The organism is Stenotrophomonas sp. I18B00994, from assembly GCF_014145825.1.
Lineage (GTDB): Bacteria > Pseudomonadota > Gammaproteobacteria > Xanthomonadales > Xanthomonadaceae > Stenotrophomonas > Stenotrophomonas maltophilia.
The window spans coordinates 38,218-52,006 of the sequence record NZ_JACIUW010000024.1; the positions used below are offsets into that span (position 1 = coordinate 38,218).

General features: G+C 67.1%; 12 protein-coding genes. 10 read left to right on the forward strand and 2 right to left on the reverse strand.

Going from position 1 to position 13,789, the window contains the following annotated elements:
• Nucleotides 1-152: 152 nt before the first annotated feature.
• From queF to H4O10_RS19435, 10 genes are all read left to right on the forward strand, one after another.
• Nucleotides 153-971, forward strand: a complete 819-nt coding sequence (queF, locus tag H4O10_RS19390; protein WP_012481425.1) for an NADPH-dependent 7-cyano-7-deazaguanine reductase QueF — start codon at nt 153-155, stop codon at nt 969-971.
• A 285-nt stretch (nt 972-1,256) separates the two neighbouring features.
• The gene (locus tag H4O10_RS19395; protein WP_005411287.1) at nt 1,257-1,550 is read left to right on the forward strand and encodes a LysM peptidoglycan-binding domain-containing protein; all 294 of its coding nucleotides are present in this window, start codon (nt 1,257-1,259) and stop codon (nt 1,548-1,550) included.
• Nucleotides 1,551-1,595: 45 nt separating this feature from the next.
• A complete protein-coding gene (locus H4O10_RS19400) occupies nt 1,596-2,099 on the forward strand; it encodes a hypothetical protein (protein WP_049452924.1) in 504 nt (167 codons plus the stop codon).
• A 342-nt stretch (nt 2,100-2,441) separates the two neighbouring features.
• Nucleotides 2,442-4,664: an NADP-dependent isocitrate dehydrogenase gene (locus H4O10_RS19405; RefSeq protein ID WP_049452926.1), complete on the forward strand. Its 2,223-nt coding sequence runs from the start codon at nt 2,442-2,444 to the stop codon at nt 4,662-4,664.
• A 314-nt stretch (nt 4,665-4,978) separates the two neighbouring features.
• A complete protein-coding gene (locus H4O10_RS19410; protein WP_005411283.1) occupies nt 4,979-5,941 on the forward strand; it encodes a hypothetical protein in 963 nt (320 codons plus the stop codon).
• Nucleotides 5,934-6,482, forward strand: a complete 549-nt coding sequence (locus H4O10_RS19415; protein ID WP_024957689.1) for an ATP/GTP-binding protein — start codon at nt 5,934-5,936, stop codon at nt 6,480-6,482. Before H4O10_RS19410 ends, H4O10_RS19415 begins: the two co-directional genes overlap by 8 nt.
• A complete protein-coding gene (locus tag H4O10_RS19420) occupies nt 6,475-6,891 on the forward strand; it encodes a roadblock/LC7 domain-containing protein (protein WP_049452927.1) in 417 nt (138 codons plus the stop codon). Before H4O10_RS19415 ends, H4O10_RS19420 begins: the two co-directional genes overlap by 8 nt.
• A gap of 53 nt (nt 6,892-6,944) precedes the next feature.
• Entirely contained in the window at nt 6,945-7,304 is a 360-nt protein-coding gene (locus H4O10_RS19425) for a hypothetical protein (protein ID WP_005411280.1), read from the forward strand.
• Between the two features lie 146 nt (nt 7,305-7,450).
• Entirely contained in the window at nt 7,451-9,181 is a 1,731-nt protein-coding gene (gene aceK / locus H4O10_RS19430) for a bifunctional isocitrate dehydrogenase kinase/phosphatase (RefSeq protein WP_049452932.1), read from the forward strand.
• A gap of 61 nt (nt 9,182-9,242) precedes the next feature.
• Nucleotides 9,243-10,130, forward strand: a complete 888-nt coding sequence (locus H4O10_RS19435) for an energy transducer TonB (RefSeq protein WP_049403515.1) — start codon at nt 9,243-9,245, stop codon at nt 10,128-10,130.
• Nucleotides 10,131-10,164: 34 nt separating this feature from the next.
• Here H4O10_RS19435 and H4O10_RS19440 read toward each other — a convergent pair whose 3' ends face one another.
• Nucleotides 10,165-11,739 carry a sensor domain-containing diguanylate cyclase gene (locus H4O10_RS19440; RefSeq protein WP_049403516.1) on the reverse strand — a complete coding sequence of 525 codons (1,575 nt, stop codon included), beginning with the start codon at nt 11,737-11,739 and terminating at the stop codon, nt 10,165-10,167.
• A 209-nt stretch (nt 11,740-11,948) separates the two neighbouring features.
• Nucleotides 11,949-13,694: a transcription termination factor Rho gene (gene rho / locus H4O10_RS19445; RefSeq protein WP_005414668.1), complete on the reverse strand. Its 1,746-nt coding sequence runs from the start codon at nt 13,692-13,694 to the stop codon at nt 11,949-11,951.
• Nucleotides 13,695-13,789 lie beyond the last annotated feature (95 nt).

Below are 13,789 nucleotides of genomic sequence, written 5' to 3' on the forward strand. Positions count from 1 at the left end.
AGGACGGGTTTACGGCGTCCCCCGACCCGCCTACCCACCCGGCCAAGCCGATAGACCGCCTTCCACGACCAACCAACAAAACCACCACGGAGGGGCTCCGCCGTTGGCCGGCCCGGCCGAAGGCCCGCCGTCCGCGCGATACAATGCCCCCCATGAACACCCCACAGGATTCCAGCCTCGGTCGCGAGGTCAGTTACCCGTCGCAGTACGATCCCGGCCTGCTGTTTCCCATCCCCCGCAGTGGCGCCCGCGCCGAGATCGGCCTCGATGACGCCGCGCTGCCGTTCGTCGGCCATGACCGCTGGCACGCCTTCGAGCTGAGCTGGCTCGACCCGCGTGGCAAGCCGCAGGTGGCCGTGGCCACCGTGCAGGTGCCGTGCACGTCGCCGCGGCTGATCGAATCGAAGTCGTTCAAGCTGTACCTCAACTCCCTCAACAGCACCCGCATCGACAGCGCCGAGGCACTGCGCGCGCGCATCGTGGCGGATCTGTCGGATTGTGCCGGTGCGCCGGTCCAGGTCGAGTTCGGGCTGCCGGGCCTGCGCGAGACGCCGCTCGGTGAATCCATCGACGGGCTGGAGCTGGAGATCGACTGCTACGGCCCGCCGCAGGCGGACTTTCTCTCGGCCAATGCCGGTGAGGTGGTGGAGGAGACCCTGGTCTCGGCACTGCTGAAGTCCAACTGCCCGGTCACCGGCCAGCCGGACTGGGCGACGGTCAGCCTGCGTTACCGCGGGCCGAAGATCGATCGTGCCGGCCTGCTGCGCTATCTGGTCAGCTACCGCGAGCACGCCGAGTTCCACGAGCAGTGCGTTGAGCGGATCTTCAGCGAGGTGTCTGCGCGCTGCCAGCCGCAATGGCTGGAAGTGGAGGCGCGCTATACCCGCCGTGGCGGCCTGGACATCAACCCGTGGCGCGCCAGTCCCGGCATTGCCGCCCCGGCCGCGACCTACCGCGAACTGCGCCAGTAACCGCCGCAGGCGGTTGCCCGTTGTGCCGGGCCATGCCCGGCGAGCGCCGGCCAGCGGCGGGCACTACCATGATTCGCAGGCGGCTACGGGTAGTGCCGGCCGCTGGCCGGCAATCGGCCAAGGCCGGATCCCCCTGGCACAGCCGGCCAGCGGCCGGCACTACCGGGCACCGTCTCTCCCGATTGTTCAGCCGCCCCCGGGGGCGGCTTCACATCTGCACCATCCCCATTTAACAACCGCCATGGCACCGTGCGAGCCACGTAGTCATGCAGACGGGAGTTGTGGATGAGTACCGAGAAGAAAGCCGATTTCTCCGGCGTCAGCGCCAGCGTCGACAGTACCGCCGAGCAGGTGCCGAAGGCGGACTTCTCCGGCGTGAGCGCTTCGGTGGACAGCACCGCCGAGATCGTCAGCGGCGGCACCTATACCGTGCAGAAGGGTGACTCGCTGTCGAAGATCGCCAAGCAGCATCTGGGCGACGCCAACGCCTGGAAGAAGATCTTCGAAGCCAATCGCGATGTGCTTGACGACCCGGACAAGATCTTCCCGGGCCAGACCCTGAAACTGCCGCCGAAGTAAGCCGGCGATCAAACGCCGTCCGACAATCCCTGGGAGGAACCCCGAATGATCAAGACCACCCCGCTCCAGACCGCCCTGATCGCCGCCCTGCTGGGCAGCGTTGCCTTGGTCGGTTGCAAGAAGAAGGAAGAGTCGACCGACACCAACGCCGCTCCGGCCGCCACGGCTCCGGCCGAGCCGGCACCGATGACCGGTGCACCGCCGCCGATGGCGGAAGCTGCCGCGGTCAGCGTTTCCACCGTCACCGTGGGCAAGACCGCTGCCGCCGACAAATCGGTCGCCCCGGCTGCACTGTTCTCGCCGAAGGATGATGTCATCGTCTCGGTCAAGACCGATGGCGCCGCCAACAACGTCAATGTCGGTGCCAAGCTGACCTTCCAGGACGGCCAGGTGGCCGGCGAACAGACCGCGACCCTGAATGCCAGCGGCGCGGAGACCACCAACGTCACGTTCAAGAATGCAAAGGGCTGGCCGGCCGGCAAGTACCGCGCCGAGGTCACGGTCGATGGCAAGGCGGCTGGAACGCCGCAGGAGTTCGAGGTCAAGTAAGTCCTGCCGACTCTCTCCCGGCAGGACTCACGATGGACGCAGCCGCAAGGCTGCGTCCTTTTTTATTGGCCGGTGGCTGGCTTCATCCATGCATGGCGTGGATCCACTGACGGCGGCGTTCGCGCAGATCCACGCCGTGCGTGGATGGATCACAGCGTTGCCGGCGTGCAGTACCGCCGCGTATGGCGCGGCTTTGCCCCGCGCGGCTGAAAACGCGACAATGCAGGGGTTTCCCCGCCGCGCGCCCACCCTGACGGCGACGGGGGAAAGCGACACGGTTGCACGTGGCCCGGCGCTGGCGCCGGCCTTCCCCTGAGCATTGCTACAGAGTCCAAGTCCCCCATGTCCAAGATCCTCTACACGCTGACCGACGAAGCACCGTTCCTGGCGACCCAGTCGCTGCTGCCGATCGTCGACGCCTACACCGCCACTGCCGGCATCGTGGTGGAAACCCGTGACATCTCGCTGTCCGGCCGCATCCTGTCGCAGTTCCCGGAACTGCTGTCCGACGCGCAGAAGGTCAGCGACGACCTGGCCGAGCTGGGCCAGCTGGCGACCACCCCGGACGCCAACATCATCAAGCTGCCGAACATCTCCGCCTCGGTGCCGCAGTTGAAGGCGGCCATCAAGGAACTGCAGGACCAGGGCTATCCGCTGCCGGATTACCCGGAGACCCCGGCCGACGACCAGCAGCGCGACTACAAGGCGCGCTACGACAAGGTCAAGGGCAGTGCGGTGAACCCGGTGCTGCGCGAAGGCAACTCCGACCGCCGTGCACCGCTGTCGGTGAAGAACTACGCGCGCAAGCACCCGCACCGCATGGGCGCCTGGGCGTCGGATTCGAAGTCGCACGTCGCGCACATGGCCGCCGGCGATTTCTACGGCAGCGAGCAGTCGGCCACCCTGGCCAACGCCGGTGCGCTGAAGATCACCTTCCACGGCAAGGACGGCAGCGCCGTCGTGCTGAAGGAAAAGACCGCGGTCAAGGTCGGCGAGATCGTCGATGCCGCCGTCATGAGCCGCAAGGCGCTGGCCGCGTTCATCGGTGAGCAGATCGCCGATGCCAAGGCCCAGGGCGTGCTGTTCTCGCTGCACCTGAAGGCGACCATGATGAAGGTCTCCGACCCGATCATGTTCGGCGTGGCGGTCAACGAGTTCTACAAGGACGTGCTGGCCAAGCACGCCGACGTGCTCAAGCAGGCCGGTTTCGATGCCAACAACGGCATCGGTGACCTGGCCGCGCGCCTGCCGTCGCTGCCGGAAGCCACCCGCGCCGCGATCGAAGCGGACCTGGCCGCCGAGTACGCGCAGCGTCCGGGCGTGGCCATGGTCAATTCGGACAAGGGCATCACCAACCTGCACGTGCCGAGCGACGTGATCGTCGACGCCTCGATGCCGGCGATGATCCGCGACTCGGGCAAGATGTGGAATGCCGAAGGCAAGCTGCAGGACACCAAGGCGGTCATTCCGGACCGCTGCTACGCCGGCGTGTACCAGGCCGTCATCGACGACTGCAAGGCGCACGGCGCCTTCGACCCGGCCACCATGGGCTCGGTGCCGAACGTCGGCCTGATGGCGCAGAAGGCCGAAGAGTACGGTTCGCACGACAAGACCTTCCAGATTGCTGCCGACGGCGTGGTCAAGGTCACCGACGATGCCGGCAACGTGGTGTTCGAACACGCCGTGGAAGCCGGTGACATCTGGCGCATGTGCCAGACCAAGGACGCGCCGATCCAGGACTGGGTCAAGCTGGCCGTCGAACGCGCCCGCCTGAGCAGCACCCCTGCCGTGTTCTGGCTGGATGCCGCCCGCGCCCACGACGCGCAGGTCATCGCCAAGGTCGAGCAGTACCTGAAGGACCACGACACCACCGGCCTGGACATCCGCATCCTGCCGCCGGTGGAAGCCACCGCGTTCTCGCTGGACCGCATCCGCAAGGGCGAGGACACCATCTCGGTGACCGGCAACGTGCTGCGCGACTACCTGACCGACCTGTTCCCGATCATGGAGCTGGGCACCAGCGCCAAGATGCTGTCGATCGTGCCGCTGATGGCCGGTGGCGGCCTGTTCGAGACCGGCGCCGGTGGTTCGGCCCCGAAGCACGTGCAGCAGTTCGTCGAAGAGGACTACCTGCGCTGGGATTCGCTGGGTGAGTTCCTGGCCCTGGCCGCGTCGCTGGAACACCTGGGCAACCGCTACGACAACGCCGCCGCCCGCGTGCTGGCCAAGGCGCTGGACGAAGCCAACGGCCAGTTCCTGGACAACGACAAGTCGCCGTCGCGCAAGCTGGGTGGCATCGACAACCGTGGCAGCCACTTCTACATCGCGCTGTACTGGGCGCAGGCGCTGGCCGCACAGGACGAAGAAGCGGCACTGAAGGCACGCTTCGCACCGCTGGCCAAGGCACTGACCGACAACGAGCAGAAGATCGTCGAAGAGCTGATCGCGGTGCAGGGCAAGGCCGTGGACATCGGCGGCTACTACCGCCCGGACGTCGCCAAGGCGAGCAAGGCGATGCGCCCGAGCGCGACCTTCAACGCCGCGCTGGAGCAGCTGCGCGGCTGATCCAGCGCCGCTCGGTCGTGACACCGGAACCCGCGCTTCGGCGCGGGTTTCTTTTGGGCTCCGGGTCAGAACCCTTTTGCCATGCAAAAGGGATCTGACCCCATTCGACCCGCGTCCAGAACCGTGGTTCCCGTCGGCTGTCGGAATGTCGTCAACGAGGCATGAAACTTGCCCGCGATGGCCGTCGCAGAACTGATCGGACACCGTCTGCAACCGCCCTCGATCTGAGCAGTCGATCACGACGGCTGCCGCTGGCGATGCCCTAGCCTTGGCGACGCGAGGCCACCGGGGAGGTGGCCGCACGGGGAACACGGATGGCACGCGTGCTGGTAGTGGGAACCGACATCCAGGGCGAGCAGGCCCTGCTGCAGCGGCTGCGCGTGGCATCGGCCCTGCCGGACGGCCAGATCCGCCGCAGCCAGGACCTGGACGATTGCGACCTGCTGGTCATCCGCGATACGCCGGCGCTGCGCAACGCGGCCCAGCGCATGCGCCAGCAGCGTCCGCGACTGCAGTGCTGGATCGAAGACATCGGCGGCCAGCTGCGTGATGGCGACGGGCACCAGGACGTGCTTGATGACAGTGCCATCGGTCGCGCGCTGCGTCGCATGCAGTTGGCAGTGGAGCCCTTGGCCATGCACGCACCCGCACCGATCCGCCTGGCTGATGGTGCGCATGCCATCACCCGTCTGCTGCGCGAGCGGCTGCCGCTGCGACAGGGCCAGGCCCTGTTGAGTGATGCGGGCGAGCCACTGCTGCTGATGGACCTTGAGCATGACCAGGCCGTGCTGCTGCAGGAACCCGCTACGGCCCTGGTGGAGCGTTTGGCCGATGCCTTCGAACGCCTGCAGCTGGATGCGCTGACACCCGCACGCCTGCATGGCCTGGCCGGCGAGCGGCCACGCCAGCCACTGCGGCCGCTGCTGTGGCAATGGGCGCAACGCAGCCGCCATTGGCAGGCACTGGACGAGCGCCTGCGCGGTGCTTCGGTAAAGCTGCTGCGCTGGCCCGACTTCCGTGTGCTGGGCCATGACCATGATGGCTTCCGCCTGTGCTCGCTGCTGCTCAAGCGCGCGTGCACGGTGGACGAGTGCGCGATGTTGCTTGATCTGCCGCCTGCGGCCGTGCGCGATTTCATCCATGCCGCTTACCTGTGCGGTTACGCGCAGCTGCAGGCAGCACCGGCGGTACCGCTGCCGGAACGCGCTGCCGGCGCTGACAACGGCCTGCTCGCCCGCCTGTGGCGTCACCTGCGTGGGAGCGAACGCAATGCGTGAGCACAAGGTGGTGGTGCTGGGTGGCATGGGCAGTGGCAAGTCGACCCTGGTGCGCAGCATCGCGGCCGGCGCGGTGGTCGACACCGACGTGGCCAACAGCGACCGCCTCGGTGCCGACAAGGCCTCCACCACCGTCGCCCTGGACTATGCAGATATCGACCTGCCCAATGGCGAGCGGCTGCGCCTGTATGGCACGCCGGGCCAGCAGCGTTTCGATTTCCTCTGGCCGATCCTGCTGCAGGGCGCCCGCGGCGCCGTGCTGCTGCTGGATGCGCGGCGCGCGGGCGTGGTTGCCGAACTGGAGGATTACCTGCAGGTGCTGCGGCCGTTCGCATCGTCATTGGCGCTGGTGGTGGCCGTCACCCATCTCGACCAGGCACCGCACGCCGCGCTGGATGAGTGGCTCGCACGTGCGAGCCTCGATGATCAACCGCTGCCTTTGCTGGCAGTGGATGCCCGCGACCGCGAACAGGGATTGCTGCTGATGGATGTATTGATGGGCGAGATGGAAGCGCACGCACTGGTGGCCGCGCATGGCTGACGGACAGGTGGCGCTGTTGCCCGACGCCGGCCAGCGTGAGCGCCTGCAGCCCTTGCTGCGAGACCTGCAGCAGCGGGTGGAAGGCATACGCACGGTGGTGCTGGCCAGTGTGGATGGCTTCGCCCTGGTCAGTGCCGGCGCCGATGGGCGTGGCGAACGACTGGCAGCGATGACCAGCGCGATGCTGGCAATGGCCGCTGCGGTGGGCCGCGAGCTGGTGTTGGGCGATCTGCAGACGCTGATGCTGGAGGCTGTGGGCGGCAAGGTGCTGATGCTGGCGATCCAGGCTGAGGGGCGCGCACCGCTGCTGCTGATGGCGGCCTGCGACCAGCGCAGCGTGATCGGCCAGGTGCTGTGGCAGAGCAGGGAATGTGGCCAGGCGATCCTGGCCGAACTCGGCGGATCGTGAGCCCGGCCGCAGGGGAACGAGGGGCTCGAACCAACATCGACAAGGGGTGCGACGTGGCTGGACTGAATGAATCGTTGAACGCACTGATGGGCATCGACGGCGCGCAGGCAGTGGCGCTGGTCGACTATGAAAGCGGCATGCTGCTGGGCGAAGCCGGTGCCGGCATGGACATGGAAGTGGCCGCCGCCGGCAACACCGAAGTGATCCGTGCCAAGATGAAGACCGCCGCATCGCTGAACCTCAACGACAGCATCGAGGACATCCTGATCTCGCTGGGCAAGGCGTACCACATCATGCGCCCGGTGGCGAAGAAGAAGGGCCTGTTCTTCTACATCGTGCTGGACCGTACCAGGTCCAACCTGGCATTGGCACGGCGCAAGGTGCAGGACGTGGAAGCCGAACTGGCGATCTGAGCCAGTAGTGCCGGCTGCTGGCCGGCATCTGCATCGATCCATCGACGGTCCAGGTGCTGCCGGCCAGCGGCCGGCACTACCTCCGCGCTCGACGGCATCGCACACGCCAGCGTATAGTGAAGCCGGTCCTTCCGGGTGAGCCATGCATGTCCAGGCCTGACATCGCTGCCGAGCTGGCATCGCGCATCGCGGTAGCCATCCGCGACGGTTTCGAGCAGTACCACGCCCGCTTTGCGGCGATCACCGCGCGGGCGCGGCAGCGCTTCGAGCAGCGCGACTGGGCCGGCGCCCGGCAGGATGCGGTCGAGCGCATCGCCCTGTACGACCTGTGCATCGCCGAGCAGATGGATGCGCTGCGCCGCCTTGCCGGTGACGCGATCGGCGAGCGCGTGCTGTGGTTGCGGGTGCACGCCCGCTATAGCGCGCTGCTGCAGGGCCTGATCGACGCCGAGCTGTACAAGACCTTCTACAACACGTTGTCGCGGCGCCTGTTTGCCACCCGGGGCGTGGACCCGGCGCTGGAGTTCATCGCCTTCGATGTCGAACCCTCCGATGCCATCACCCACCCGGTGGAGCGGCATACCTACGCGGTTTCGCCGACGCGGCCGGTGGAGGCGCTGCAGCGGGTGCTGGCCGACTATCGCTTCGATATCCCCTATGCGCACCAGCTGCGCTGCGCCGCGGCCATCGCGGTGCGCCTGCAGGATGACCTGGCCCACTGGGGCGATACGCCGGTACGCAGCATCGAGCTGCTCGACACGGTGTTCTACCGCGAGCGCCGCGCTTACCTGGTTGGCCGCGTGTTCGGCGAGCACCGGTTCTCGCCGTGCGTGATTGCCCTGGTGAACGACGAGCGTGGCCTGCGCGCCGATGCGGTGCTGACCCGGCGCCGGGACGTGGCCCACCTGTTCGGCGTGTCACGCAGCTATTTCCAGGCCAACCTGGCCACGGTCGGTGATGCGGTGGTGTTCCTGCGCAGTCTGCTGCCGGGCAAGCCCATCGATGAGATATACACCGTGCTGGGCCGCGCCAAGCAGGGCAAGACCGAGCGCTACCGCACCTTCTTCCGTCATTTCAACGAGCACCCGCAGGAGCGGCTGGTGCATGCAGAGGGCACGCCGGGCATGGTCATGGCGGTGTTCACCCTGCCCAGTTACCCGCTGGTGTTCAAGCTGATCCGCGACCGTTTCGCGTGGCCCAAGGCGATGTCGCGGCAGCAGGTGGAAGAGAAGTACGCACTGGTGTTCAACCTCGATCGTGTCGGCCGCTTGCTCGATGCGCAGCCCTATCGTCATCTGCGCTTCCCGCGCGAGCGTTTTGCGCCGGCCCTGCTGGGTGAACTGCTGCAGCAGTGCGCCCAGAGCGTACGCATCGATGGCGATGAGGTCGAAGTCGCACTGTGCTATGTGCAGCGTCGTTTTCGTCCCTTGAATCTGTACCTGCGCGAGCAGGGTGCGGAGGCGGTGCGGGCGGCGGTGCTCGACTACGCTCAGGCCATCACCGACATGGCGCGCAACAACATCTTCCCCGGTGACATGCTGCCAAAGAATTTCGGCGTATCACGGCATGGCCGGGCCGTATTCTACGACTACGACGAGCTGTGCCTGGTCAGCGACTGCGTGTTCCGCGCCTGGCCGCAGCCGCGTACGCCGGAGGAAGCGATGTCCGATGAGCCATGGTTCCATGTCGGTCCGCGCGACGTGTTTCCCGAGCGCTTCGGCCCGTTCATGGGCCTGCCCGCTGCAGAGCTGGCAGCGGTGCGCGAGCACTACCGGCACCTGTTCGACCCGGGCTGGTGGCAGGGCCTGCAGGAACGCTTCGCCCGAGGTGACTATCCGGACACGCCGCCCTATGCTGGCGCGCACCGGTTGGCGTGAGCCAGCTGTCATGGGTGTTGGGACTGAGGTACTCTCGCCCTTCATCACCAAGGATCCGGCAATGATGCGTTCCCCATTGTTCCTCGCTCTCGCGTTGGCCGTCGGTGCCGGCGCTCCGCTGTTCGCCGGCGATGCCAGCGCGCAGACCACGCGCGCGGTGCGTGCCACCGCGGAGATGAGCATGGTGCTCTCTGGCCATATCGAGGTCACGCCCGAGGGCGCGGTCAGTTCGTTGGTACTGGACCAGAAGTCGATGCTGTCTCCGAGCATCGCGTCCTTCGTGGAGGGCACCATCGGTGGCTGGCGCTTCGAACCCACCCTGCGCGATGGCACGGCGGTGGCGGCACGTGCGCCATTGCGGGTGCGCCTGCGGGGCAAGGCCATGGCCGATGGTGGCTACGAAGTCAGCATGACCAGCGTCAACTTCAGCGAGTACGATGAGAAAGCCACAGATTCGGTGACCCAAGGTCGCATGGCGCCCCCGCGTTATCCGGAAGAGGTCTATCGGAGCGGCGGCCAAGGCGAAGTACTGCTGGTGGTCAGGATCGCGCGTGACGGCACGGTGGCCGATGTCGTTGCCGAGCAGGTGAACATGACCGTGGTCGGACGCGAGCGCACCCTTGCCAAGATGCGCGAAATCCTGGCCAGGGCCGCCGTCAGCAGTGCCCGCAAGTGGACGTTCAACCCACCGACCACCGGCGAAGCCAGCACCCGCGACAGCTGGACGGTACGCATACCGGTCAATTTCGGCCTGAACGATGATCCCAATGGAGCGGAGCGCTATGGCCGCTGGCGTGCCTTCATCCCGGGCCCACGGCAGGCCGTGCCGTGGCGGAAGGCAGATGCGATCGAGCAGGCCGGCAGCGACCTGCTGCCCGAGGGCGGCATCTACATGGTGGACGGCGCCAAGCGCGGCCTGCGCCTGCTGACGCCGCTGGAGCAGGGCTGACGATCACTGCGGAGCCGGCCAGCCCGGCTCCGCGTCAATCGGCGTAGGGGTAGACCACCACCCGGTTGCGGCCCTGCTCCTTGGCCAGGTACAGCGCCTTGTCGGCCAGCCGCAGCGCCTGCTCGGCATCGACATGGAAGCTGGGGAAGTGGGCCACGCCCAGCGAGACGGTGATGGTGCCGACCGGTTCAAACGGATGGTCGGCAATGTGCTGGCGCAGACGCTCGCCAGCCTGTCGCGCTGACTCGGCGCTGATGCCCGGCAACAGCAGCAGGAACTCCTCGCCGCCGGCGCGGCAGAGGATGTCGCTGTCGCGCGAGTAGCGGCGCATCTGGTTGGCGATGTGGACGATGGCAGCGTCGCCGACGTCATGGCCGTGGTTGTCATTGATCGATTTGAAGCGATCGATGTCCAGCGCCAGGATCGCGAACGGGATGCCCTGTATCTGCAGGGCATCCAGCGCCTGCTGCAGGCCGCGGCGGTTGAGAAGACTGGTCAGCGGATCGGTGCGGCTGGCGCGGTTGAGCGTGCCGATGCGGTCCTGCAGTGCATTGAAGCTGTGCAGTACCGCCTGCTTGAGCTGGGCGACCTCGAAGTACCACGCGCGGATGCCGCTGACGTGGTTGATCGCATTGCCAGTGTCTTCGCCGCCCTGCACGTTGCGTGCGAGCTGCCACAGCGGCATCGAGATGCGACGGGCGAACCACCAGGTGATCAGCAGCGACAGCAGGCCCAGCGGGATTGCGTTCCAGATTACCGCAGTCATCAACCGCGACAGCGGCTGCAGCGTTGCCTCGGTCGGGCGCTGGGCGATGATGCCCCAGCCGGTGGCCGCCACCGGCGCGTAGCCGGCCAGCATCGACACGCCCAGGTTGTTGCGCACCTGCTGCGCGCCACGCTCGCCGCGCACCACGGCCTTTACTGCGGGGTTGCCGACCACGTAGTCACCCACCCGCTTGCCATCGGCGTGGTACAGCAGGCGGCCATGGCGATCGACCACGTACAGGTAGGAACCATCACGGTAGTAGTGCTTGCCCAGCAGCGTGTGCAGTGCGCTGCGCTGGCGCAGGTACAGGGTGCCGCTGACGTAACCACGGTAGTGGCCCTGGCGATCGAAGATCGGGTGCGACAGCGAGACCAGCAGCTTGCCGGTGGCCGACTGGTACGGGTCGCTGATCATCGGCTGGCGCGCGGCCAGCGCGGCATTGTTGCCGACGCTGTGCAGCACTTCGCCCTGCAGCTGCAGGGTCTGCGGCGAGGTGGCGATCACCAGGCCGTCGGCATCCACCACCAGCGAAGAGTTGAAGCTGTTGGTCTGCAGCTGCAGGCGGCTGGCTTCGTCCTGGGCCTGTGCCGGGTCGAGGTTGCCCTGGCCGAGCCGCGTGGCGGCGTAGGCCAGTTCCTGCTGGGCAGCCAGCAGGAAGTTCTGGGTCGTTTCGGCCAGTTTGGTGGCGTAGACGCGGTTGGCCTCCAGAGTGTTGCCGACCAGCTGGTCGCGCTGCACCCGGTAGCTGGCCAGCAGGGTGTTGGCCAGCGCGATGATGGCGCTGAGCAGGGCCAGGGCGAGGATCAGCTTGCCCAGGTTGAGGCGGGGAGACAGCGTTCGCATGCGTCGACGGATCCGGCAGGAGGCTGGACCCGACCGGTTCTCCGGAAGGGGTGACAGCGGGAATCGGTGGCCAGGCCCTCGGGGCCGGGCAGGGCGTCGGGCGGATTATCGCCAAAACCGGGCGGCGGTGAAGTGAAGTGGGTCGCCCTGCAGGCAAAAAAAAACCTGCCGCAGCGAGCGGCAGGTTCTTTTCGATGCAATGCCGTGGATCAGCGCTTCATCGAACCGAAGAACTCGTCGTTGGACTTGGTGTTCTTCATCTTGTCGAGCAGGAACTCCATCGCGGCCATTTCATCCATCGGATGCAGCAGCTTGCGCAGGATCCAGATCTTCTGCAGCAGTTCCGGCTCGATCAGCAGGTCTTCGCGGCGGGTGCCGGAACGGTTGATGTCGATCGCCGGGAACACGCGCTTTTCAGCGATGCGACGGCTCAGGTGCACTTCGCTGTTGCCGGTGCCCTTGAACTCTTCGTAGATCACCTCGTCCATCTTCGAGCCGGTGTCGACCAGCGCGGTGGCGATGATGGTCAGGCTGCCGCCTTCTTCCACGTTGCGCGCGGCACCGAAGAAGCGCTTCGGGCGGTGCAGGGCGTTGGCGTCCACGCCACCGGTCAGCACCTTGCCCGAGCTCGGCACCACGTTGTTGTACGCGCGGGCCAGGCGGGTGATCGAGTCGAGCAGGATCACCACGTCCTTCTTGTGCTCGACCAGGCGCTTGGCGCGCTCGATGACCATTTCGGCCACCTGCACGTGGCGCGCGGCCGGTTCGTCGAAGGTCGAGCTGATGACCTCGCCGCGCACGGTGCGCTGCATTTCGGTCACTTCTTCCGGGCGCTCGTCGATCAGCAGCACGATCAGGTGCACGTCCGGGTGGTTGGTGGTGATGGCGGTGGCGACCTGCTGCATCATCATGGTCTTGCCGGCCTTCGGCTGCGACACGATGAGCGAGCGCTGGCCCTTGCCCTGCGGCGCCATCAGGTCGAGGATGCGGCCGGTGATGTCTTCCGACGAACCGTTGCCGCGCTCCAGGGTGAAGCGGCGGCGCGGGAACAGGGCGGTCAGGTTCTCGAACAGCACCTTGTTCTTCGACGCTTCGATCGGCTCGCCGTTGATGGTGTCGACGATGTTCAGCGCGAAGTAGCGCTCGCCGTCCTTCGGGAAGCGGATGCGGCCGGAGATGTGGTCGCCGGTGCGCAGGTTGAAGCGGCGGATCTGGCTGGGCGAGATATAGGTGTCGTCCGGGCCGGCCAGGTAGCTGGCTTCGGCCGCGCGCAGGAAGCCGAAGCCGTCCGGCAGGATTTCCAGCACGCCGTCGGCGGCGACGCCGTCACCATGGCGGGTCAGCACCTTCAGCAGGGCGAAGATCACATCCTGCTTGCGGGCGCGTGCCACGCCTTCGGAGATCTGCAGCTGCTCGGCGATTTCCAGCAGCTTCTGTGCCGGCATGCGCTTGAGGTCGCTCAGCGAATAGACCGGGAAGCCTTCCGGCACGTTGGCGTGCGGACGCGGCACGAAGGGCTGCTGCTCGCCGCCGTCGTTGGGCATGCCGTCGTCGCGGAAGCGGTTGTTGTTGCGGTCACGGTCGCGGCGGTTGCGGAAGCGGTCACGGCGGTTGCCCTGGCCTTGCCCCTGGCCCTGCTGGCCGTTCTGGTTGTACGGGTTCTGGCCCTGGTTCTGGCCACCGCCCTGGTGGTTCTGCTGCCGCGGCTGGCCGGATTCGCGACCCTCACCACCTTCGCCACCGCCACTGCTGGCAGGGGCCTCGGCGGCGGGCGCGCTCGGTGCGGGGGCGGGGGCCGGTGCCTCGGGCGCGGCGGCCAGCGGCAGGGTCGGCTGCGCCGGAGCGGCGCTGGTTTCGGCGGCTGCCGGGGCGGCGGCCTTGCTCACGCGGGGCTTGCGCACGCGCTTTTCGGCGGGCGCATCGGCGCTGCCGGTTTCGGAAGTGTTATCGGACAAGAGCGTTATTCCTCGCTTGAAGGTGCGAGCGCCCGGCTGGGGCGGCGAACGTTGGGAATGGGTCTGGAAGAAACTGCGTCCAGAGGGTGCGGCAC

Bases quoted from the DNA above. Each gene is read 5' to 3' on its own strand.
- H4O10_RS19415 (WP_024957689.1), top strand. From the start codon at position 5,934: ATGCGTGAGCACAAGGTGGTGGTGCTGGGTGGCATGGGCAGTGGCAAG.
- H4O10_RS19400 (WP_049452924.1), top strand. From the start codon at position 1,596: ATGATCAAGACCACCCCGCTCCAGACCGCCCTGATCGCCGCCCTGCTG.
- H4O10_RS19420 (WP_049452927.1), top strand. From the start codon at position 6,475: ATGGCTGACGGACAGGTGGCGCTGTTGCCCGACGCCGGCCAGCGTGAG.
- H4O10_RS19440 (WP_049403516.1), bottom strand. From the start codon at position 11,739: ATGCGAACGCTGTCTCCCCGCCTCAACCTGGGCAAGCTGATCCTCGCC.
- aceK (WP_049452932.1), top strand. From the start codon at position 7,451: ATGTCCAGGCCTGACATCGCTGCCGAGCTGGCATCGCGCATCGCGGTA.
- H4O10_RS19395 (WP_005411287.1), top strand. From the start codon at position 1,257: ATGAGTACCGAGAAGAAAGCCGATTTCTCCGGCGTCAGCGCCAGCGTC.
- H4O10_RS19435 (WP_049403515.1), top strand. From the start codon at position 9,243: ATGATGCGTTCCCCATTGTTCCTCGCTCTCGCGTTGGCCGTCGGTGCC.
- H4O10_RS19405 (WP_049452926.1), top strand. From the start codon at position 2,442: ATGTCCAAGATCCTCTACACGCTGACCGACGAAGCACCGTTCCTGGCG.
- queF (WP_012481425.1), top strand. From the start codon at position 153: ATGAACACCCCACAGGATTCCAGCCTCGGTCGCGAGGTCAGTTACCCG.
- H4O10_RS19410 (WP_005411283.1), top strand. From the start codon at position 4,979: ATGGCACGCGTGCTGGTAGTGGGAACCGACATCCAGGGCGAGCAGGCC.